General features: G+C 71.1%; 20 protein-coding genes. 12 read left to right on the top strand and 8 right to left on the bottom strand.

All coding sequences use genetic code 11. The features are described from left to right. Positions 1–30: 30 nt before the first annotated feature. Positions 31–687 carry a response regulator transcription factor gene (locus OG452_RS06335; RefSeq protein ID WP_327294634.1) on the bottom strand — a complete coding sequence of 219 codons (657 nt, stop codon included), beginning with the start codon at positions 685–687 and terminating at the stop codon, positions 31–33. 308 nt (positions 688–995) lie between these two features. Then, positions 996–1,646 (bottom strand): DUF3000 domain-containing protein, encoded by a 651-nt coding sequence (locus OG452_RS06330; protein WP_327294633.1) that lies wholly within the window; start codon positions 1,644–1,646, stop codon positions 996–998. 92 nt (positions 1,647–1,738) lie between these two features. Here OG452_RS06330 and hemE point away from each other — a divergent pair, with 92 nt between their 5' ends. Then, the gene (gene hemE / locus OG452_RS06325) at positions 1,739–2,803 is read left to right on the top strand and encodes a uroporphyrinogen decarboxylase (RefSeq protein ID WP_327294632.1); all 1,065 of its coding nucleotides are present in this window, start codon (positions 1,739–1,741) and stop codon (positions 2,801–2,803) included. Between the two features lie 79 nt (positions 2,804–2,882). Here hemE and OG452_RS06320 read toward each other — a convergent pair whose 3' ends face one another. Then, positions 2,883–4,262: an FAD-dependent oxidoreductase gene (locus OG452_RS06320; RefSeq protein WP_327294631.1), complete on the bottom strand. Its 1,380-nt coding sequence runs from the start codon at positions 4,260–4,262 to the stop codon at positions 2,883–2,885. A 202-nt stretch (positions 4,263–4,464) separates the two neighbouring features. On the opposite strand from OG452_RS06320, the gene hemG reads away from it, so the two are divergent. Together hemG and hemQ are read left to right on the top strand one after the other, a co-directional pair. Beyond that, complete coding sequence (gene hemG / locus OG452_RS06315; RefSeq protein ID WP_327294630.1) at positions 4,465–5,886, top strand: protoporphyrinogen oxidase; 1,422 nt, start codon at positions 4,465–4,467, stop codon at positions 5,884–5,886. A gap of 4 nt (positions 5,887–5,890) precedes the next feature. Next, a complete protein-coding gene (gene hemQ, locus OG452_RS06310) occupies positions 5,891–6,628 on the top strand; it encodes a hydrogen peroxide-dependent heme synthase (RefSeq protein WP_327294629.1) in 738 nt (245 codons plus the stop codon). Between the two features lie 30 nt (positions 6,629–6,658). Here hemQ and OG452_RS06305 read toward each other — a convergent pair whose 3' ends face one another. Both OG452_RS06305 and OG452_RS06300 read right to left on the bottom strand, forming a co-directional pair. Then, positions 6,659–8,317: an alpha/beta hydrolase gene (locus OG452_RS06305; protein WP_327294628.1), complete on the bottom strand. Its 1,659-nt coding sequence runs from the start codon at positions 8,315–8,317 to the stop codon at positions 6,659–6,661. Between the two features lie 137 nt (positions 8,318–8,454). Beyond that, positions 8,455–9,774 carry a DUF692 domain-containing protein gene (locus OG452_RS06300; RefSeq protein WP_327294627.1) on the bottom strand — a complete coding sequence of 440 codons (1,320 nt, stop codon included), beginning with the start codon at positions 9,772–9,774 and terminating at the stop codon, positions 8,455–8,457. A 270-nt stretch (positions 9,775–10,044) separates the two neighbouring features. On the opposite strand from OG452_RS06300, the gene OG452_RS06295 reads away from it, so the two are divergent. From OG452_RS06295 to yicI, 5 genes are all read left to right on the top strand, one after another. Then, positions 10,045–11,118 (top strand): LacI family DNA-binding transcriptional regulator, encoded by a 1,074-nt coding sequence (locus OG452_RS06295; RefSeq protein WP_327294626.1) that lies wholly within the window; start codon positions 10,045–10,047, stop codon positions 11,116–11,118. 196 nt (positions 11,119–11,314) lie between these two features. Continuing rightward, complete coding sequence (locus tag OG452_RS06290) at positions 11,315–12,550, top strand: sugar ABC transporter substrate-binding protein (protein ID WP_327294625.1); 1,236 nt, start codon at positions 11,315–11,317, stop codon at positions 12,548–12,550. 13 nt (positions 12,551–12,563) lie between these two features. Then, positions 12,564–13,520: a carbohydrate ABC transporter permease gene (locus OG452_RS06285; protein ID WP_327294624.1), complete on the top strand. Its 957-nt coding sequence runs from the start codon at positions 12,564–12,566 to the stop codon at positions 13,518–13,520. A 5-nt stretch (positions 13,521–13,525) separates the two neighbouring features. After that, a complete protein-coding gene (locus OG452_RS06280; RefSeq protein ID WP_327294623.1) occupies positions 13,526–14,341 on the top strand; it encodes a carbohydrate ABC transporter permease in 816 nt (271 codons plus the stop codon). Positions 14,342–14,384: 43 nt separating this feature from the next. Next, a complete protein-coding gene (yicI, locus tag OG452_RS06275) occupies positions 14,385–16,694 on the top strand; it encodes an alpha-xylosidase (protein WP_327294622.1) in 2,310 nt (769 codons plus the stop codon). 41 nt (positions 16,695–16,735) lie between these two features. Here the strand turns inward: yicI and OG452_RS06270 are convergent, their stop codons facing one another. After that, positions 16,736–17,461 carry a peptidyl-tRNA hydrolase gene (locus OG452_RS06270; RefSeq protein ID WP_327294621.1) on the bottom strand — a complete coding sequence of 242 codons (726 nt, stop codon included), beginning with the start codon at positions 17,459–17,461 and terminating at the stop codon, positions 16,736–16,738. 123 nt (positions 17,462–17,584) lie between these two features. Here OG452_RS06270 and OG452_RS06265 point away from each other — a divergent pair, with 123 nt between their 5' ends. After that, positions 17,585–18,262 carry an AIM24 family protein gene (locus OG452_RS06265; protein WP_327294620.1) on the top strand — a complete coding sequence of 226 codons (678 nt, stop codon included), beginning with the start codon at positions 17,585–17,587 and terminating at the stop codon, positions 18,260–18,262. 116 nt (positions 18,263–18,378) lie between these two features. Then, positions 18,379–18,573 (top strand): hypothetical protein, encoded by a 195-nt coding sequence (locus OG452_RS06260; RefSeq protein ID WP_327294619.1) that lies wholly within the window; start codon positions 18,379–18,381, stop codon positions 18,571–18,573. 45 nt (positions 18,574–18,618) lie between these two features. On the opposite strand, the gene OG452_RS06255 is transcribed toward OG452_RS06260, so the two are convergent. Together OG452_RS06255 and zapE are read right to left on the bottom strand one after the other, a co-directional pair. After that, a complete protein-coding gene (locus tag OG452_RS06255; RefSeq protein WP_327294618.1) occupies positions 18,619–19,044 on the bottom strand; it encodes an OsmC family protein in 426 nt (141 codons plus the stop codon). 43 nt (positions 19,045–19,087) lie between these two features. Further along, a complete protein-coding gene (gene zapE, locus OG452_RS06250) occupies positions 19,088–20,158 on the bottom strand; it encodes a cell division protein ZapE (protein WP_405563953.1) in 1,071 nt (356 codons plus the stop codon). 35 nt (positions 20,159–20,193) lie between these two features. Here zapE and OG452_RS06245 point away from each other — a divergent pair, with 35 nt between their 5' ends. Further along, positions 20,194–20,991, top strand: a complete 798-nt coding sequence (locus OG452_RS06245; protein WP_327294617.1) for a pyrimidine reductase family protein — start codon at positions 20,194–20,196, stop codon at positions 20,989–20,991. Between the two features lie 104 nt (positions 20,992–21,095). Next, positions 21,096–21,566 (top strand): indole-3-glycerol phosphate synthase, encoded by a 471-nt coding sequence (locus tag OG452_RS06240; protein WP_327294616.1) that lies wholly within the window; start codon positions 21,096–21,098, stop codon positions 21,564–21,566. Positions 21,567–21,572: the final 6 nt, after the last annotated feature.

The following is a 21,572-nucleotide window of genomic DNA, read 5'->3' as shown; positions in this document are numbered from 1 at the left end:
GTCGTGGCCGGACCTGTCGGTTGGGTCACGTCAGTGGATGATTCCAGTACGGAGTGCCACCGCGACCATCCCGGCCCGGTCGCCCGTGCCGAGCTTGCGCGCGATGCGGGCGAGGTGGCTCTTGACGGTCAGGGCCGAGAGCCCCATGGAGACGCCGATGGCCTTGTTGGACTGGCCTTCGGCGACCAGCCGCAGCACTTCGACCTCACGGCCGGAGAGTTCGCGGTAGCCGCCCGGGTGGCTCGGGGAACCCGGGGGGCGGCGCTGCATCCGGGCGGCGCCGATGGGTGCGGCGCCGGGACGGGTCGGATGGCCGATGTTGTTGCGGGTGCCGGTGACGACATAGCCCTTGACGCCGCCCGCGAGGGCGTTGCGCACGGCGCCGATGTCGTCGGCGGCTGAGAGGGCCAGACCGTTGGGCCAGCCTGCGGCCCGGGTCTCGGACAGCAGGGTCAGCCCGGAACCGTCGGGCAGGTGGACGTCGGCCACGCAGATGTCACGTGGTTTGCCGACGCGGGGACGGGCCTCCGCGATGGACGACGCCTCGATGACGTCACGTACTCCAAGGGCCCACAGATGGCGGGTGACGGTGGAGCGGACGCGTGGGTCGGCCACGACGACCATGGCCGTCGGCTTGTTCGGGCGGTAGGCGACCAGGCTTGCGGGCTGCTCAAGGAGAACGGACACCAGGCCTCCTGGGAAGGTGCGGAACGAACGCCGGCCGGGGGAAGAGCCGGGGCGAACCGTGCTTGAAGGGTCACAGACTTCTTCGGCAGCAAACCCGCCCGCCTTTAGAGAATGATCACGATTTAGTGAGTAACAATTCGGGCAAATCGGACGCCTGACCGATCGTTCGAAAGATGCCCGTGTTTGCGAAGATGCTGTTCGCGCCGCCTGTGTGTGAGTCCAGTGGAGTCGACGGCGCGTCACACAGTGCGCTGCCCGGGGCCCGGGTAGCGGGCCGGCTGCGTCGGCTGTCTCGGCGTACGAGTGCGTCAGTGCGCGCGCGGCCCGCGCCGCTGCGGCAGCGAGACCACACCGGCGTCCGGCGGCCCGGCCGGCGGCAGCCCGGCGATCTGGCAGAGCAGATCGCACCAGGCGGCCAGATGCGCCCCGGTGTCCGGCACTCCGCTCAGATCCTCGCGGGGGGTCCAGGACGCCCGGATCTCGATCTGGGTCGCCGGCTTGCGCTCCGAGAGCCCGCCGAAATAGTGCGACCCGGCGCGGGTGACCGTGCCGCTGGCCTCCCCGTACGACAGTCCGCGCCCCTGCAGCGCGCCCGTCAGCCACGACCAGCAGACCTCGGGCAGCAGCGGGTCGGCGGCCATCTCGGGCTCCAGCTCCGCGCGCACGAGTGTCACGAGGCGGAAGGACCCCTGCCAGGCGTCATGGCCAGCGGGGTCGTGGAGCAGGACGAGCCTGCCGTCCGCCAGGTCGTTGTCGTTCTCGACGACCGCGGCCTCCAGCGCGTAGGCGTACGGCGCGAGCTTGCGGGGCGGCTTGGTCGGGTCGATCTCCATCTCCGGCCTCAGACGGGCGGACTGCAAGGCTTCGACCGCCTGCCTGAACGCGGGCGGGACGGAGTCCGTCTCCGCGCTGTTCATACCGTCAGCGCCATCTGAAAGTCGTCCCTGAGCCGCAGCCATGCCGGGAAGACTAGGCGGAACGAGGCAGTTGCGGGGGGAGAGACACCCGGCCCGGGCTCACCGCTTCCCCCGCACATGCGAAACTTCTCGGCGTGAGTGTCAACGACCGCCCCACGGGCGCCCAGAACCCGACAGCCGACTCCGCCTTCCTCAAGGCGTGCAGGCGGGAGCCGGCGCCCCACACGCCTGTCTGGTTCATGCGGCAGGCCGGCCGCTCACTCCCCGAGTACCTGAAGGTGCGGGAGGGGACCGCCATGCTCGACTCGTGCATGCGGCCCGACATGGTCACCGAGATCACCCTGCAGCCGGTCCGCCGCCACAAGGTGGACGCCGCGGTCTACTTCAGCGACATCGTCGTACCGCTCAAGGCCATCGGGATCGACCTCGACATCAAGCCCGGCGTCGGCCCGGTGATCGCCCGGCCGATCCGCACCCGCGCGGACCTCGCGCAGCTGCGCGATCTGGAGCCCGCCGACGTCTGGTACGTCACCGAGGCGATGGGCATGCTCACGGCTGAGCTGGGACAGACGCCGCTCATCGGTTTCGCCGGTGCGCCCTTCACTCTCGCCAGCTACCTCGTGGAGGGCGGCCCGTCCCGCAACCACGAGCACACCAAGGCGATGATGTACGGCGACCCGGAGCTCTGGGCCGAGCTGCTCGACCGGCTCGCCGTGATCACCTCCGCCTTCCTCCGGATCCAGATCGAGGCGGGCGCGAGCGCCGTCCAGCTCTTCGACTCCTGGGTGGGCGCGCTCGCCCCGGCCGACTACCGGCGCTCGGTGCTTCCCGCATCGGCGAAGGTCTTCGACGCGGTGGCCTCGTACGGGGTCCCGCGCATCCACTTCGGTGTCGGCACCGGTGAGCTGCTCGGGCTGATGGGCGAGGCCGGTGCGGACGTCGTCGGCGTCGACTGGCGGGTGCCGATGGACGAGGCGGCCCGCCGGGTCGGCCCCGGCAAGGCGCTCCAGGGGAACCTCGACCCGGCCGTCCTCTTCTCCACCCCTGGGGCGGTCGAGGCCAAGGCGGACGAGGTGCTGGCCGCCGCTGCCGGGCTCGAAGGCCATGTCTTCAACCTCGGCCACGGCGTCCTGCCGACCACCGACCCCGACGCGCTGACCCGGCTGGTGGAGTACGTCCACACCCGCACGGCCCGCTGAACCGTTCCGCGCTCCCGGTGCGCCGGACGGCCCGACCGTCCGGCGCACCGGGAGCGCGGCCGGCAAGGTTCCTGTCCGGCTACGCGCCCGCCCGGCGCACCGCCGTGACCGCCTTCCGCGCGGCGACCAGCACCGGGTCCCAGACCGGTGAGAACGGCGGTGCGTACCCCAGGTCCAGCGAGACCATCTGCTCCACCGTCATCCCCGCGGTGAGCGCGACGGCCGCGATGTCCACCCGCTTCGCCGCGCCCTCCCGCCCCACGATCTGCGTGCCGAGCAGCCGCCCGGTCCGCAGCTCGGCGAGCATCTTCACCGTCATCACGGCCGCGCCCGGGTAGTAACCGGCGCTGTTGGTCGACTCGATGGTCGCCGTGACGTACCGCAGCCCGGCCGCGTCCGCGTCCTTCTCGCGCAGCCCGGTCCTGGCGATCTCCAGATCGCAGACCTTGCTCACCGCGGTACCGACGACACCGGGAAACGTGCCGTACCCACCACCGGCGTTGGCACCGATGATCTGGCCGTGCTTGTTCGCGTGCGTGCCGAGCGCGATGTGCCGGTCCCGGCCGGAGACCAGGTCGAGAACCTCGACGCAGTCGCCGCCCGCCCAGATGTTCCGGTGGCCGCGCACCCGCATCGACAGATCGGTCAGCAGCCCGCCGTACTCACCCAGCGGCAGCCCCGCGGCGGCCGCGAGGCCGGTCTGCGGCTCCACACCGATCCCCAGGACCACCACATCGGCCGGGTATTCGGCGGTGTCCGTCGCGACGGCGCTTGCCCGTCCCCGCTCGTCGGTGCGGATCGCGGTGACCTCCGCGCCGGTCACCGTGGAGATGCCCATGCCGTCCATCGCGTCGTGGACCAGCCTCCCCATGTCCGGGTCGAGCGTGGACATCGGCTGGGCGCCGCGGGTCAGCACCGTCACCTCGTACCCGCGGTGCAGCAGCGCCTCCGCCATCTCGACGCCGATGTACCCGGCCCCGACGATCACCGCGCGGCGGCCGGACGCCGTCCGCAGCGAGTCGATCAGGGCCTGGCCGTCGTCGAGCGTCTGCACGCCGTGCACGCCCGGCGCGTCGATGCCGGGCAGCGCGGGGCGTACCGGACGCGCGCCGGTGGCGATGACGAGCTTGTCGTACGGAGTCCAGCCGGCCGCGCCCGATTCCAGGTCGCGGGCGTGCACCCGCTGCCCCGCGACGTCGATCTCCGTCACCTCGGTCCGCATCCGTAGGCCGATCGATCGTGCGCGGTGCTCGGCGGGGGTGCGGGCGACCAGGTCGTCGCGCTCGCCGACCTCGCCGCCCACCCAGTAGGGGATGCCGCAGGCGGAGAACGACGTGAAGTGGCCGCGCTCGAAGACGGTGATCTCCAGCTCCTCCGGGCCTTTGAGCCTGCGGGCCTGGGACGCGGCGGACATACCCGCCGCGTCACCGCCGATGACCACCAGTCGTTCCGCTGCCATTGCGCGTACCTCCGTGGCTGTTACCGCTGTTGCCGCTGTCCGTTACCGATGTCCGCGCGGGAGCCTCCCGCTCGGTGACCCTCTGGGAAGGTACGTGTGCGGGCAGCGGAACATTCCCCCGCGGCGCGGGAGGCCGCGGGCGGGCGCCACCGGACCACGGTCACGTTCGGCCCCCCGGAAAGGATTTGAGAGAGTGGGGGGCATGAATGCGGACACGCGTACGGCCCATGTCGTCGTCATCGGAGGCGGGATCTCGGGTCTCGCGGCAGCGCACCGGCTGGCCGGCGGCGGGGCCCGGGTGACGGTCCTGGAGGGCGCGGGCCGGGTCGGCGGCAAGCTCCACTCGGGCGAGATCGAGGGCGTACGGGTCGACCTCGGCGCCGAGTCGATGCTCGCCCGGCGCCCCGAGGCGGTGGCCCTCGCGCGTGAGACCGGTCTGGGCGACGCGCTCCAGCCGCCCGCCACCAGCGGCGCCGCCCTCTGGAACAGGGGCGTGCTGACCCCGATGCCCACCGGCCACGTGATGGGCGTACCGGCCGGTGCGGACGGGCTCGGCGGGGTGCTCTCCGACGAGGGGCTGCGCCGGATCGGCCGGGACGCCGAACTGCCGCCGACCGAGATCGGCGAGGACATCGCGCTCGGTGCGTACGTGGCCGGCCGGATGGGCCGCGAGGTCGTCGACCGGCTGGTCGAGCCGCTGCTCGGCGGCGTCTACGCGGGCGACGTCTACCGCACCTCGATGCGCGCCGCGGTCCCCGCGCTCTACGAGGCCGCGCGCACCCACCCGACACTCGCCGCCGCCGTCCGCTCGCTCAAGGAGCGCGTCACGCCCGCGTCCGGCCCGGTCTTCATGGGACTGGAAGGCGGCATCGGCACCCTGCCGCCCGCCGTCGCCGAAGCTGTCCGCGCCCGGGGCGGCGAAGTCCTGCTGCACCGGCCCGCGCTGGAGCTGCGGCGCACCCCGGACGGCTGGCTGATCCGCACCGGCGGGCAGGACGGGGGTCTCAGCGTCGAGGCCGACGCCGTGGTGCTCGCCGTACCGGCCTGGGCGGCCTCAGCGCTGCTGGCCGACGAGGCGCCCGCAGCCTCCGCCGAGCTGGCCGCCGTCGAGTACGCCTCGATGTCGCTTGTCACCCTGGCCTTCCGCCGTACGGAGCTGAACCTCCCCGACGGCACGGGATTCCTGGTACCGCCGGTGGACGGCCACTCCATCAAGGCGTCCACCTTCTCCAGCCGCAAGTGGGCCTGGTCCGACGCCGACCCGGACCTCGTCGTGCTGCGGACCTCGCTCGGCCGCTACGGCGACGAGGAGCATCTGCACCGCGAGGACGCCGACTTGGTGGGCCTCTCGCTGCGTGACCTGGGCGAGGCCGTCGGGCTCACGGCGAAGCCGGTCGCCACCGAGGTGACCCGGTGGATCGGCGGACTGCCCCAGTACCCCGTCGGCCACCTCGCACGGGTCGCCCGGGTACGGGACGCGGTCGCCGCCCTGCCGGGCCTGCGGATCTGCGGCGCGGCCTACGACGGGGTGGGCATCCCGGCCTGTGTGGCCAGCGCCGAGCGGGCTGCGAAGGAGATCACAGCAACCCTGGCGTCGGGCACCACCGGCGGCGCGGGAGAATAGCGGCATGACTGATGCTCCGGAGACCGTGACGTCCCCCAAGGCCCCGAACGCGGGCAAGAAGGCCAAGGACCTCAACGAGGTCGTGCGCTACACGCTGTGGTCCGTCTTCAAGCTGCGCGACGTGCTCCCCGGCGACACCGACCGCACCGCGGTGGCCGGTGAGGTCCAGGAGCTGTTCGACCAGCTCGCCGCCAAGGACATCACCGTCCGCGGCACGTACGACGTCTCCGGACTGCGCGCCGACGCCGACATGATGATCTGGTGGCACGCGGAGACCGCGGACGAGCTCCAGACCGCGTACAACCTCTTCCGCCGCACCCGCCTCGGCCGCGCTCTCGAACCGGTCTGGTCGAACATGGCGCTGCACCGCCCCGCCGAGTTCAACAAGTCGCACATCCCGGCGTTCCTCGCCGACGAGACCCCCCGCGACTACATCTCGGTGTACCCCTTCGTGCGCTCCTACGACTGGTACCTGCTGGCCGACGAGGACCGCCGCAGGATGCTCGCCGAGCACGGCAAGATGGCCCGCGGCTATCCGGACGTGCGGGCCAACACCGTCGCGTCGTTCTCGCTCGGCGACTACGAGTGGCTGCTTGCCTTCGAGGCCGATGAGCTGTACCGCATCGTCGACCTGATGCGTCATCTGCGGGGCTCCGAGACGCGGATGCACGTACGCGAAGAGGTCCCCTTCTTCACCGGCCGGCGCAAGTCGGTGGCCGACCTGGTGGCCGGGCTCGCCTGAGGCGGACCCGGTCGTCCATGACCCGGAAGATCAGAGAGCGGGCCGCGGCCTCGGCAGCGTCCGCCTCTCCAGCGACACCGGGTCCGGCAGCGGGTGCGGCGCGCACGTAGCGCGCCGCACCGGCGTCCGCCCCGTCAGCAGGTAGTCGTCCAGATACGTGTTGACGCACTTGTTGGGGCCGCCGCCGATGCCATGCGTACCCGCGCCCCGTTCAGTGATCAGCACCGACCCCCGCAGCCGCCGCTGGAGCTCCAGTGCCCCCGGGTAAGGGGTGGCCGCGTCCCGCTCGGCGGCCAGGATCAGCGTCGGCGGCAGCGCACCGTCGGAGCTGCGGACGTCGAGCGGCTGCTGCCGCGGCGCCGGCCAGTAGGCGCACGGCAGGTTCATCCAGACGTTGTCCCAGGTCTCGAAGGGGGCCCGGCGCGCAAGCGCGGTGTTGTCCGTGTCCCAGACGCGCCAGTCGGCCGGCCAGTGCGCGTCGTTGCACTCGACGGCCGTGTAGACCGCTGTGCTGTTCTCCTCCGCCTTCGCCGCCGCCGGGTCCGGCGCGGCCAGCTTGATCAGCGGCTTCGGGTCCCCCCGCAGATACCGTGCGAGCGCATGGGCGGCGGCCGGCCAGACGTCGTCGTAGTAACCGGCCTGGAGGAAGGCGTTCTGCAGCTGCGCAGGGCCGACGCCGCCCACCGGCCTGTCCGCGAGCCGGGCCCGCGCCGTCTCGTAACCGGCCAGCACGTCCGACGCGTCGCGTCCCAGGTGGTACGTCTTGTCGTGGAGCGCCACCCAGCTGCGGAAGTCGGTCCAGCGCCGCTCGAAGGCGAGTGACTGGTCGAGGTTGTCGCGGTACCAGATCTTGGCGGGATCCGGGTCGACAGCCGAGTCGAAGACCATGCGGCGCACATGCGAGGGGAAGAGCGTCGCGTAGACCGCACCGAAGTACGTGCCGTACGAGGCGCCCATGAAGGTCAGCTTCCGCTCGCCCAGCGCGGCCCGCAGAACATCGAGGTCCCGGGCGTTGTTCAGCGAGTTGTACTGCCCCAGCGCCGCACCGGCCCGGCGGGCACAGCCCTGGGCATAGGCCTTCGCCTGGGCGATCTTCTTCTGCTTGAAGGCCTCCGACGGGTAGATCGGTGCCGCCTTCGCGGGCTTCGCGTACGAGGCGGGGTCCTCGCACGAGAGCGGCGCCGAGCGGCCGACGCCGCGCGGCGCGTACCCCACCAGGTCGTACGCGGCCGCCAGCGGCTTCCACACCGGGACCGCGGCCGCCATCGGGAAGAACATGCTGGAGGCGCCGGGGCCGCCCGGGTTGTAGATCAGCGCGCCCTGGCGCTCGGCGGGCTTGCCGGTGGCGTGCGCCCTGCTGACGGTGAGGGAGATCTGCCTGCCGTCCGGCCTGGCGTAGTCGAGCGGGACCCGGATGCTGCCGCACCGCACGGACGCGGGGAGCGACTCGCTCTTCGGGCAGCTGCCGAAGACGATCCCCGCGGCTGCGGCCCGGGCGGCCGCGGCCAGGGTGCCCGCCGCCTCGGCCGCTCCGGTGCCCGCGGCCGTGGCTGCCCTGCCGTCCGGGCCGCCGCCTTCCGCGTACGTGCCGGCCGGGGCATCCGCGCTGCCGGGCGGCGCCGCGGCCAGGGCGGCCAGTCCTGACAGCACCAGAACGCCGGCCGTTCCGTACAGCGCGACTGCCTTCATCGGGTTCCCTCCGTACAGCTACTTCCTGCAGCTACTGAATAAAAGGGATAATTCGTCCGTCGGCTGATGTTGTAAAGGACCGCTCGGCGGTGTCGGGGTTCAATGACCCCGCTGCCCGGCGGCGGACGGGCCGGGAGTCACCGGTAGGCGCGGCCGAGCCGGGTCCGGGCCGCGCGGGCGAACCTGGCCGCCCTGGTCGGCCGCCGCGGGGCCGACCGCTCCTGCCACCAGAGGGCGAGCCGGCGCCGGGCCGCGGCGTCGGCGGGGCGCCCGGCGCGGAGCAGCTGCTCGGCGAAGTCGAGCGCGTCGCGACGGTAACCGCCGCTCATCGGGCGGGACTTGGCGTACGCCAGGAACGCGGGCCGGTACTCGGCGCCGAGCAGGACGGGCAGTTCGGGGGCGACGTGCGACACGACATCGGCGCGCTTGGCGGCCAGGGCACGGCTCTGCACACCCAGCCGCCGGGTGTCGAACCCCCCGGGCGCGGGGGTGCCCGCGACCAGGGCGGAGAGCAGCGCGGTCTCGGCGAGGGCGAGCCGCTGCCGGGACGCGGTGATGGAAGCGGACGCGGGGACCGGTACCGATGCCGACGGGCGCTCTGCGGGCGTCTCCCGGCCCTCGGCGGTCCCGGTCTCGTGGGCGGTCAGCGTCTCCCGTATCGCGGACAGTTCACCGGCCAGTTCGGCCGCAGGCGGGAAGTCGTCGTCCCGCTCCAGCAGCACCCCCGGCGGGTCCACCCGGTCCCGCAGCTGGGCCAGCACACCGAGGACCGGTGCGGTCACCGGGTGGGCATGGGTGTCGTGCCAGACGCCGTCCCTCTCCACACCGCCCGCGACATGGACGTACGCGATGGCCTCCACCGGGAGTTCGTCCAGGGCGGCGGCGGGGTCCTCGCCGCGGTTCACGTGATTGGTGTGCAGGTTGGCCACGTCGATCAGCAGCCGTACCCCCGTGCGCTCCACCAGTTCCGCCAGGAACTGCCCCTCCGTCAGCTCCTCGCCCGGCCAGGAGACCAGCGCCGCGATGTTCTCCAGGGCGAGCGGGACGGGCAGGGCCTCCTGGGCCACGCGGACGTTCTCGCACAGCACGCGCAGCGCGTCCCAGGTGCGCGGCACTGGCAGCAGGTGGCCGGCCTCGAGACCGGGGGACGCGGTAAGCGGGCCCCCGGCCCTGACGAAGGCGATGTGCTCCGTGACCAGCGGCGACTCCAGCAGGATGGCCCGCTCGGCCAGCGCCGCGAGCCGGTCGGCAGCCGGGCGCTCGGCGCCGCCGACACCCAGTGAGACGCCGTGCGGAACCACCGTCACCCCGCGTTCGCGCAGCCGCAGCAGGGAGTCCGGGAGATGGCCGGGGCAGAGATTCTCGGCGACCACCTCGACCCAGTCGATGCCCGGCAGCTCCTCCACCGCCGTGGCGATCTCCGGCCGCCATCCGATACCGGTTCCCAGCTTCTCCATGGTTCCCCCTCCGCCGCCGCTGCCGGGCGCGTGTGGGGGTGATGACCCCGCGGGGCCGCGGCGAATCCATCCGGTGGGACGTTCAGAGCTTGATTTGAGGTTCCCGGCCGGCGGAGGGAAGGCCGCTCCGGGGGTGCTGCGGCCCGTGCGCCGGCCCAGCGGTGCGCTGCGGCATACGGGGGAGCGGCCGGCCGGCGCCTCCGGCTGCCCCTGGGCCCCGGCACCGCGTGCCGTGTTGGGTACGATGACGGGCCACCGAAGGGGTCGAGGATGGCTACCATCAGGGACGTCGCGCAGCGGGCCGGTGTCGCCCCGAGCACCGTCTCGTATGTGCTCAACGGCTCCAGGAGCATCTCCATGGAGACGCGCACACGTGTCCAGGAGGCGGTGGACGCCCTCGGTTACCACCCCCGGGCCAGCGCGCGGACGCTGCGCAGCAGCCGCACGCAGGTGATAGCCCTGGCCCTGCCGCGGGCGGCCGGTGTGCAGCATTCCGTGGACGGCAGATTCGCCATCGACGTCAGCGACGCCGTCAACACCCTTGGCTACGACCTGCTGCTCACCACCTCCCAGGACAAGGCCGGGGGGCTGCGGCGGGTGGCGCTCAGTGGTCTCGCGGACGCCGCGATCCTGATGGCCGTCGACATGGAGGACGCGCGGATCGACGTCGTGCGGGAGCTGGTCTTCCCATCGGCCCTGATCGGACGGCCCGCTGACGAGGACGCCCTGCCGTGGACCGACCTCGACTGGGAGGAGGCCGCCGCCCTCGCCGTACGCGAACTGACTGCCGCGGGCCACGGCGACCTGGTGTATCTCGCGCCCAGCGAGGCCGAGGTCAGGGCCCGGCGCAGCTACGCGTTGCGCGGTATCGCCGGGGCGCGGAGAGGGGCCCGCGCAACAGGCGCTTCCGTCAAGGTGGTTCATTCCGTGGACGATGCGGCGGAGCTCGCCCGCAGACTGCGGACATTGCTCCCGGGACCCACGGATGACGCGCGCGGGAGGCCGCCGACCGCTCTTGTCGTGCAGCACCCATCGGCGCACCACCACATCATGGCGTCCGTGGCCGCGGCCGGTCTGCGGGTACCGGAAGAACTCAGTGTGGTCGTCATCGGTTCGCTGCCGGGGGATCCGTCGAGCCGGCGGCTGCCCCGTATCGAACTGCCCGTCGAGACGTTGGCAACCGAGGTCTCCCGGCTCGCCGTGTCCGCCGCCACGGCCTTGCGCGACCGTGCCGCCGACGGCTCCGAGCCGGGCGGGCAGCTGCTCGCCGCCTCCATCGGGCATCTGCTCATCAAGCCTGTCCTGATGCCGGGGGCGGCGCCGTTCACCGCACCGCTGCGCTGAACTCCGTGCCCGCCGGGCCCACTTCACCGCGCTGCCGCACCTCTTGTCGGCATGTCTGCGAGCGTTTAGCATCACTGCGATCTGTCGAATCGATTCGATAGATCGTCCGGATCGACCAGATCGACCGGACAGCCATGTCGGCACATCGAACCTCCGTCTTCTCACAGAGCCGTAGACCGAACGGAGAGCAGCCACCATGCACCTCCTCCGCCGACGCCCCCCGGCGTCGGCCGCGATCGCCACCGCCACCGCCTTCCTGACCGTGGCCGGCCTCGCCGGCTGCGGGAACGTCCCCGACCCGGGCACGATCACCGTGCTGAACTCGGCCACGGACACCCTCGAACACGATCAGGAACAGAAGTTCTTCGATGTGTGCGCGAAGCCGCTCGGAGTCAAGGTCAGACAGACCAGCGTTCCGGCCGACCAGGTGGTCTCCAAGGCGCTGCGGATGGCCTCGTCCCGCTCGCTGACCGACATCCTGGAGCTGGACGGCTCCGATGTGCCGCAGTTCGCGGACACGGGCGGCCTCGTGCCGCTGAAGAACGCCGGTGTCGACGTGTCCGGGATGTCGGGCAGCGCCATCACCATGGGCAGCTTCGACGGCACCCTTTACGGCATAGCCCGCTCGGTCAACTCGCTCGCCCTGTTCTACAACGTGGACCTGCTCAAGAAGGCCGGGGCCGAGCCGCCCGCCACCTGGGACCAGCTCAAGGCGACGGCCAGGAAGCTCACCCACGGCAAGACGTACGGGATGGCCTTCAGCGCTACGCCGGACGCCGACGGGGTCTACCAGTTCCTGCCGTTCTTCTGGTCCGGCGGCGGCGACGAGGCCCATCTCGACAACGGCAGGGGCGCGCCCGCGCTGCAGTTGTGGAAGGACCTGGTGGACCAGAAATCGGCGTCGAGCGCTGCGGTCACCTGGAACCAGCAGGACGTCAATGACCAGTTCATCGCAGGCCGCACCGCGATGATGATCAACGGCCCCTGGCAGGTCCCGGTGCTCAGTGAGCACAAGGATCTGCACTGGGCGGTCGCCGCGATACCGGTGCCACAGTCCGGTCGCCCGCCGGTGCCGCCGATCGGCGGCACCGTGATGACGGTGCCGCAGACCAAGGACAAGCAGCGGCAGGGGACGTCCGCGAAGATCATCAACTGCCTCAACGAGCGGAAGAACCAGGTCGCCTGGGGCGAAGCCGTCAACAACGTACCCACCCGCACCGCGGCGGCTGCCGCGTACAAGGCCCAGAACCCGAAGCTCGGACCCTTCGCCGACGAGGTCGCGACGGCACGCTCGCGCACCGACCGGGTCGGTGCCGGCTGGCCGGCCGTGTCCGACGCCCTGGCCGGCGCCTTCCAGTCCGTTCTGACCGGCCGCTCCACACCTGAAGCGGCTCTGAAGCAGGCCCAGTCACGGGCCACGGCCGGCGAGTGAGGAGACGACTGCCATGACGATCACCGCTGCCGTCCAGGCGCCACCGGCAGGAAGCACCGCAGCCGGATCAGCCGGGGCGCACAGACGCCGCGACACACTGCTGCGCTGGGGCTTTACCGCTCCGGCCGTCCTGTACATGCTGGCCTTCTTCGGATACCCGCTCATCCGGAACGTCGTGATGAGCTTCCAGCACTACACACCGCGTTCTTTCTTCACCGGTGAGTCGCCCTTCAACGGATTCGACAACTGGCGTGGTGTGTTCGACAACCCGCTGTTCACCGGCTCCCTCTGGCATACCTTGGTCTTCACTCTCGGCTCGCTGCTCGGCCAGTTCGTCCTCGGCCTCGCACTCGCCGTGTTCTTCTCCCGCCGCTTCCGGCTGTCCGGATTCGTCCGTGCGGTGCTGCTGCTGCCCTGGCTGGTGCCGATGGTGGTGTCGGCGGTCGTCTGGCGAAAACTCCTCGACCAGGACACCGGCGTCATCAACAGCCTGCTGACGAATCTGCACATCGTCCCGTCGCCGGTGTCCTGGCTCAGCAGCCCCGGCGTCGCCCTGCTGTCGGCGATCCTGGTCAATATCTGGATCGGCATCCCGTTCAACATGGTGATCCTCTACGGCGGCCTCCAGGAGATACCGCGCGATCTGCACGAGGCGGCGGCCCTCGACGGCGCCGGAGCCTGGCGTACGTTCCGCAGTGTCACACTGCCGCTGCTGCGTCCGGTGGTGACCGTCGTCCTCGTGCTGGGCTTCATGTCAACGGTGAAGATCCTCGACCTGATCCTCGCACTCACCGGTGGCGGCCCGGCCGACTCCACCCAGACCCTCGGCACCGTCACCTACCAACTCTCGTTCCAGAAACTGGACTTCGGGCAGGGCGCGGTGGTCGGCGACATCCTCATTCTTGTCAGCGCGGTGTTCGCCGTGCTCTATCTGCGGTTCAACCGCGCCAACCTCGGCCAGGGGAAGTGATCGCCATGTCCACCCGCCGACTGCGCCGGGGCGGAAACACCGTCATCGCACTGATCATTCTGGTCATCCTGCTCTTCCCGCTCTACTGGATGCTCAACATCGCCCTTCAGCCGGGCGAGAGTCTCGCCTCCACCGACTGGATACCGACGGCACCCGGCTGGGAGAACTTCCACCGCGCGCTCAGCAGCCAGGGCGGGTCGCTCGGTACCAGCCTGGTGGTCGCGCTCGGGGCAGTCGTGGTGTGTCTGGCGCTCGCCGCGCCCGCCGCGTACGGCCTCGCCCAGCTCGGGCCGCGGGGCAGCCGCAGCATTGTCTTCGGCACCCTGATCACGCAGATGGTCCCGGGCATCGTGATCGCCAACGCGCTCTACAGCGCCTACGTCGACCTGAACCTGGTCAACTCGACGTTCGGCCTCATCCTCGCCGACGCCTCGCTCGGGCTGCCGTTCTCCATCGTGCTGCTGCGGGCCTTCATGGTGTCCATACCGCGGGAGGTCGTGGAGGCGGCGCTGGTCGACGGGGCGAACCGGTTCACCGCGTTCTGGCGCATCGTCCTGCCGATGAGCCGTAACGCCCTGATCACCTCCGGCCTCTTCGCTTTCCTCTTCGCCTGGTCGGACTTCATGTTCGCGCTGACCCTCAACACCACCGACGACGTCAAGCCGATCACGCTCTCCATGTACGAGTACATCGGCGCACACGTCAGCGACTGGGGCGCGGTCATGGCGACGGCGGTCGTATCCGCCGTACCGGCCGCGATCCTGCTCGTGGTGGCCCAGAAGTACGTCGCGGCCGGGATCACCGGCGGCTCAGTCAAATAGCCCGCATTCATCACAGAACGAACGCACCCGAGCAGGAGAACCGATGAAGTTCACCGACGGCTACTGGCTCATGCGCCCCGGCGTCAGTGCCCACCACGCCGTCTCCGTGGCGGACGCCGTTGTCACCGACGACCGGTTGACGCTGTACGCGCCGGTGGGCCGGGTCGCGCACCGGGGCGACACGCTCAACGGGCCGTTGCTGACTGTGGAGTGCTGGTCGCCCGCCGAAGGTGTGATCGGCGTCCGCACCACCCACCACGGCGGGCGGGCCCCCCGGCGGCCCGAGTTCACGCTCAGCCCGTCGGAGGGATCCGCGGCCAGGATTGTGCGCGAGGGATCCGTCATCGAACTCGCCTCCGGCGAGCTGTCGTTGAAGGTAGACACCGAGGCGCCGTGGCAGCTGGACTTCAGCGGCGGTGGCCGGGCGCTCACCTCCGTCGGCCCGCGCGGCACCGGCTTCGCGGTCGACGATGACGACCGGCACTTCATGCTCACGCAGCTTTCGCTGGGCGTCGGGGAGTGTGTGTACGGACTCGGCGAGCGCTTCACCCCGTTCGTACGGAACGGCCAGAGCGTCGACATCTGGCAGGCCGACGGCGGGACGAGCAGCGAACAGGCCTACAAGAACGTGCCGTTCCACCTCACCGACCGTGGATACGGAGTCTTCGTGAACCATCCCGGCCAGGTGTCCTATGAGGTCGGCTCGGAGTCCGTCGGGCGGGTGCAGTTCAGCGTCGAGGACCAGTCGCTGGAATTCTTCGTCGTGTACGGCCCGACGCCCAAGGAGATCCTCGCCCGCTACACGGCGCTGACCGGCCGGCCGGCGCTGCCGCCGGACTGGTCATTCGGCCTGTGGCTGTCCACGTCCTTCACCACCTCCTACGACGAGGCGACGGTCACCCGGTTCGTGACACGCATGGCCGAGGCCGAAATCCCGCTGAGCGTCTTCCACTTCGACTGCTTCTGGATGCGTGAGTACCAGTGGAGCGACTTCGTCTGGGACCCGGACGTCTTCCCCGACCCGGTGGGCATGCTGGCCCGGCTCAAGGCACAGGGCCTGCGGATCTGCGTCTGGATCAATCCGTACATCGCTCAGAAGTCCCCCCTGTTCGCCGAGGGCATGGCGCTCGGGCATCTGCTGAGGAAGCCGGACGGCGATGTATGGCAGTGGGACAGGTGGCAGGCCGGGATGGCGCTGGTCGACTTCACCAGTCCGGCGGCGCGGGACTGGTACGCGGGCAAGCTGCGGCTGCTGCTCGACCAGGGCGTGGACTGCTTCAAGACCGACTTCGGTGAGCGTGTACCCGTCGACGTGGCCTGGCACGACGGCTCGGACCCGGAGCGGATGCACAACTACTACACGCAGTTGTACAACGAGACCGTCTTCGACCTGCTGCGGGAGGTGCGCGGCGAGGGGGAGGCCGTCGTCTTCGCCCGCTCGGCGACCACCGGAGGCCAGCGGCTGCCGGTGCACTGGGGCGGCGACTGCGAATCGTCGTTCGAGGCGATGGCCGAATCGCTGCGGGGCGGGCTGTCACTGGGCCTCTCGGGCTTCGGTTTCTGGAGCCACGACATCGGGGGATTCGAGGGCACGCCGACACCGGCGCTGTTCAAACGCTGGGTCCAGTTCGGGCTGCTGTCGTCCCACAGCCGGCTGCACGGCAGCAGGTCCTACCGCGTCCCGTGGGACTACGGCGACGAGGCGGTAGCCGTCACCCGCTCCTTCACCCGGCTCAAGCACCGGCTGATGCCGTACCTGTACCGCGCCGCCGTCCAGGCGGGCGAGGCGGGTACGCCGGTGATGCGCGCCATGGTGCTGGAGTTCCCCGACGACCCGGCCTGCCGGTTCCTCGACCGGCAGTACATGCTCGGCGACGACCTGCTGGTGGCGCCCGTCTTCACCGAGGACGGCACCGTCGAGTACTACGTGCCGGCCGGCACCTGGACCAACGTCCTTACCGGGGAACGGATCCCGGGGCGGGGCTGGCGGCGGGAGACGCACGGCTTCGACACCCTTCCGCTGCTCGCCAGGGAGGGCGCCGTCGTGCCGTTCGGAGCGGTCGTCGACAGGCCGGCGTACGACTGGGCGGACGGTGTGACGCTGGCCGTCCACGCCCCAGCCGACGGTTCGACGGCAGTGACGGCCATCCCGCTGCCCGACGGCTCGGGAGAGGCGGCCGTCTTCACCACCCGGCGATCGGGGGACGAGATCGTCGTGGAGACCGCGAGCGAACTGCCCTGGAACGTACTTCTCGTGGGCGCGAGCACAGTCAGGGGCGGCACATCGCATCCTCTCGGCGCGCTGTACTCCTGCCCGGCCGGCACACCCAGGCTGACGGCCCACTGGCCGTAGCGGGGCGCGGGTCGTGCCGGCCGGGACATCCGGCAGCCCGCCTACGGCCGTCGTCCGCGCGGGAGCGGGCAGAAGCGGCTGCCCCCTTCGGTCACGACGGTTTCCCCGGGCGCGATCTCGGTGAACCCCGCGTCATGCACGACCGGCAGCCCGCTCGTGGTCAGTTCGCCCCAGTGGCCAGGTGCCGCCGTCCGCACCGACAGCGGGAACCCGGCGGCCCGCCACGCGTCCCGGTCGGAGTCCGAAAGTTCCCACCAGGCGAGCTGGGCGCCATGGCCTGTCTGAGCCATCGACTTGCCCGCCGACATGTCCACTCGGGGGTTGAGCCAGAGGACCGGAGCGGCCGGGTCCGGCGCGGGCAGCGGCCCGGGGTCGTCCAGGTCGGTGCCGCTGACCTGGAGTTTCGCCAGCTCCTTCGGCCAGCCGTCCAGCGGCACCGGAGGGAAGACCCGTACCTCGGCCGCGGACCCGGTGACCGTGATGCCGGGCAGCGCCGACGCCTTGCGCCACTCGGCGCCGCGCGCCCGCCGTACGACCTTGCGGATCCGGGCGTCCTGCCAGTCCGCCATCGCCTGCGCCCATTCGCCGTCACCCACCGAGCGTTCGTCCGACAGCATCACGAGCACGGCACGCGCCGCCGTCTCCAGTGCGTCCGTACGGGCCGGGGGTCCGGCCTTCTCGATGTGGACCACCAGCGGAAGGACGAACTGCGGGGCCTCGTCGCGTGGCGTCGGCTCCGCCTGGAAAGGGCTGTCGTTGCTGCTCATCCGCCCAGTCTGCCAGCCGGGTACCGGCGGGTTTCCCGCGGATTCCCCTGGGTTTCCCGGCGGTGCTCGGCGGATTCTGGCGGATTGTTGGCGGAGGGGAATCTTCCGGGTGAGGATGCCCCCATGAAGAGCGATCTTTTCCAGAACGACCACATGGCGCAGCAGGCGACGGCCCCCGGGATGACCCTGCAGAACGCCAAGTCGATCAAGTACACCGTCAACGGTGACATGCTCGCGCGGCAGGGCGCGATGATCGCTTACCGGGGGAGTCTGCAGTTCGAGCGCAAGGGCCAGGGCATAGGCGGGATGCTCAAGCGGGCCGTCACCGGCGAGGGACTGCCGCTGATGTCCGTCACCGGGAAGGGCGAGGCCTGGTTCGCGCACGAGGCGGCGAACTGCTTCATCGTCGACGTGGAGCAGGGCGACGCGATCACCATCAACGGCCGCAACGTGCTGTGCTTCGACTCCACGCTCTCGTACGAGATCAAGACGGTGAAGGGCTCGGGCATCGCGGGCGGCGGGCTCTTCAACAGCCTCTTCACCGGGTACGGCAAGCTGGGGCTGATCTGCGAGGGCAACCCCATCGTCATCCCGGTCACCCCGCAGCAGCCGGTCTACGTCGACACCGACGCGGTCGTCGGCTGGTCGGCCCAGCTGCAGACCTCGCTGCACCGCTCGCAGTCGATCGGCTCCATGATCCGCGGCGGCTCAGGTGAGGCCGTCCAGCTGATGCTCCAGGGCGAGGGATTCGTGATCGTACGGCCGAGCGAGGCCAAGCCCGAGAAGCCGCAGCAGCACTGAGGCTCGAACAGGCGGACCGCCGGTACGGCCTCGGCGGCCCCTGGGCGCTGCGCGGCCGGCCCGCCTGAGGCAGCGCACCGCCTGAGGCAGGGACCCGGCTGAGTAGGCTCGTACGCATGGACGAGTCCTACTGCGAGAGCCCCGCCGTACCTGCGCCCGCCCCTGCGACCGGGGCTGTGCCGGACGGCCCTCCGTACGCCGAGTGTGTGCTGTGCCGCAAGCCGACCGAGTACCCGGAGTCGACGCGCGGTGCGACGCTCTGCCCCGTCTGCGAGTGGCAGGAGGCGGGCCGGACCGCCTGCTCCGGCTGAGCGCGGGCCGGCCGGGCCGGGTGCCCGGCCGGCGGGGCGGGCGGATCAGCTCAGCTTGGCACTCAGCGTGATCTTCGTACCCGTGAGGGCCTGGCTGACCGGGCAGTTGGCCTTGGCGTCCTCGGCCGCTGCGGTGAATGCGTCCGCGTCGATGCCCGGAACGTCGCCCTCCACGGTGAGGTGGATACCGGTGATGCCCTCGCCCGGCTGGAAGGTGACCTCCGCCTGCGTGGTCAGCCTGGCGGGCGGATTGCCCGCGCCGGTCAGGCCGTTCGAGAGGGCCATCGAGAAGCAGCTGGAGTGGGCGGCCGCGATGAGCTCCTCCGGGCTGGTCCTGCCGTTCGCCGTCTCGGCGCGGGAGGCCCAGGTGACCGGGTAGTCGCCGATGCCCGAGGTGTCGAAGGTGACCGTGCCCGAGCCCTTGAAGAGCTCGCCCTCCCAGACCGTGTGGGCGACACGCTTGGTGGCCATGTTGATTCCCTTCTGGTGGCGGATCCGGTGGCGGATCTCCAACCTACTGGCCCACCAGTGGCTTCGCGTCGCGTGCCAGCGCCGTCAGCCGGGAGATCGCCCGGAAGTACTTCTTCCGGTATCCGCCGTTCAGCATCTCGTCACTGAAGAGCCGGTCGAAGGGGAGCCCGGAGGCGAGGACCGGGACCTCCCGGTCGTAGAGCCGGTCGGCGAGTACGACCAGACGCAGCGCCGTCGACTGGTCGTCCACCGGCCGCACACCGGTGAGGCAGACCGCGCTGATGCCCTCGGTCAGTGCTCCGTAGCGGCTCGGGTGGATCCGGGCGACATGGTCGAGAAGGGCGGGGAAGGGGTCGAGCGAGGCCCCGGCGGTCGCGTACGCCGCCTTGGTGACCTGCTCGTCGTCGTACGGGGCGGGGGCCTCGGGCAGACCCCGGTGGCGGTAGTCGTCGCCGTCGATCCGCAGCGGCCTGAAGTGGGCCGAGAGCCCCTGGATCTCCCGCAGGAAGTCGGCTGCCGCGAACCGGCCCTCGCCGAGCTTGCCGGGCAGTGTGTTGGAGGTGGCGGCGAGCGCGACGCCCGCCTCGACCAGCCTGCTGAGCAGCGAGGAGACCAGGACGGTGTCGCCCGGGTCGTCCAGTTCGAACTCGTCGATGCAGAGCAGCCTGTGGTCACTCAGCGTCCGGACGGTCTGCTGGAAGCCCAGCGCGCCGACCAGGTTGGTCAGTTCGACGAAGGTGCCGAACGCCTTGTGCTCCGCAGGGGCGGGCGTCGCGTGCCAGAGGGAGGCGAGCAGATGGGTCTTGCCGACGCCGTAACCGCCGTCGAGATAGACACCGCGCGGCCCCGCGGGCGCGGCGGGCTTGCGGCCGCCGAACCAGCGCTTGCGGCCCGAGCCGCTGGCCGTCGCCCCGCCGAGCCCCGCGGCGAAGGCGCTGAGCACGGTCACCGCCTCGCTCTGGCTCGGCTGGTTCGGGTCCGGTACGTACGTATCGAAGCGGACCGCGTCGAAGCGCGGCGGCGGCACCATCTCGGCGACCAGACGGTCGGCCGCGACGCGCGGCTCGCGGGCGCACAGGGACTGGGGGACCACTTCAGCTATGGGCGACGACACGACCCCAGGGTAATGGCCGTGCCACACTGCCTGACATGCGACGCCTGCTCCCTGTGACCGACCAGACAGCACCCGCTCCCGGGACGGAGCCGCCCGGCGGGGCCGCCCGCGAGTGGAGCCTGGACGAGCTTGCCGAGGCCTACGCGTATCCGGCGGACACCGGACCGGACCGTGGGTGGCTGCGCGCCAACATGGTCTCCTCGCTCGACGGCGCCGCCCAGCACGAGGGGCGCTCGCAGCCCATCTCGACCGAGACGGACATGCGGATCTTCGGCACTCTGCGGGCGCTCGCCGATGTGGTGGTGGTCGGCGCGGAAACGGTGCGTCTGGAGGGGTACCGTCCGGCGCGCGCGCGGGACGCCTTCGCCGAGCGGCGCGAGGCGGCGGGGCAGGGCCCCGCGCCGGCCATCGCGGTGGTCAGCGCGAGTCTGGAGCTGGACTTCTCGCTCCCGCTGTTCGCCGCGCCGCTGGTGCCGACCCTGGTGATCACCGGCGCCGGGGCTCCGTCGGACCGGCTGGAAGCGGCCCGGCAGGCAGGTGCGCGGGTCGTGATCGCGGGGGACACGCGCCTGGTCGACCCGGTCAGGGCCGTGCGGGAGCTGGCCGCTCTCGGCTTCCGGCGGATGCTGACCGAGGGCGGGCCGCGGATGCTCGGTCAGTTCGTGGCGGCCGGGGTACTGGACGAGCTGTGTCTGACGCTCTCGCCGATGCTCACATCGGGTGACGCCCAGCGCATCGTGGGTGGTCCGGGGCTCGCGGTGCCCGACCGGTACGCCCTGGCCGCACTGCTGGAAGAGGCCGGGTTCCTTTTTGCCCGATACGTTCGGATCTGACAATCTGCGGAATCTACCGTTCCGCTTCCCGTTCTGTGGGCAGACTTAGATCGCAGACCCCGTGCGGGCACGGGGAAGGATGGTTTCAGCAGAAGGGTCCTCAGTTGTTCACGAGCGTATTGATGATCGAGAAACCTCTGACGTCCGAGGACGTGGAGTTCGTGACCACGCTGCACGGGGACGAGCCCGTCTCCTTCATCGTGCTCATGCAGCCACGCGGCGACCAGGCCGACTTCCTGCTCCGGGCGATCGACGACGTGGCCCTGGGCGAACTCGACGAGGCGGGCCGCGAGACCGAGGTGCCGGAAGGCCAGGAGGCGAGGATCCCGGCGGAGTCGGCGCTCCTGCAGTCGCTGGAGGCGCTGCGGGCCGGCGGCTGCAAGGCGGCCGGACGGGTCGTCGAGGACCATCCGCTCGATCTGCTGCAGTCCGTGGTCGGCGAGCAGTCGGCCGATGAGGTGATCGTGCTGACCGCGCCGCACTACGTGGAGGAGTTCTTCCACCGGGACTGGGCCTCGCGGGCCCGTCACAAGGTGGGCGTACCGGTGCTCAAACTCTTCGCGCACAGCGAATAGGCTGTG

Origin of the sequence: Streptomyces sp. NBC_01197 (assembly GCF_036010505.1) — a bacterium.
In the GTDB taxonomy this organism is placed as follows: Bacteria; Actinomycetota; Actinomycetes; order Streptomycetales; family Streptomycetaceae; genus Streptomyces.
The sequence above is the reverse complement of the archived record's forward strand: the minus strand, read 5'-3'. Positions and strand labels throughout refer to the sequence as shown.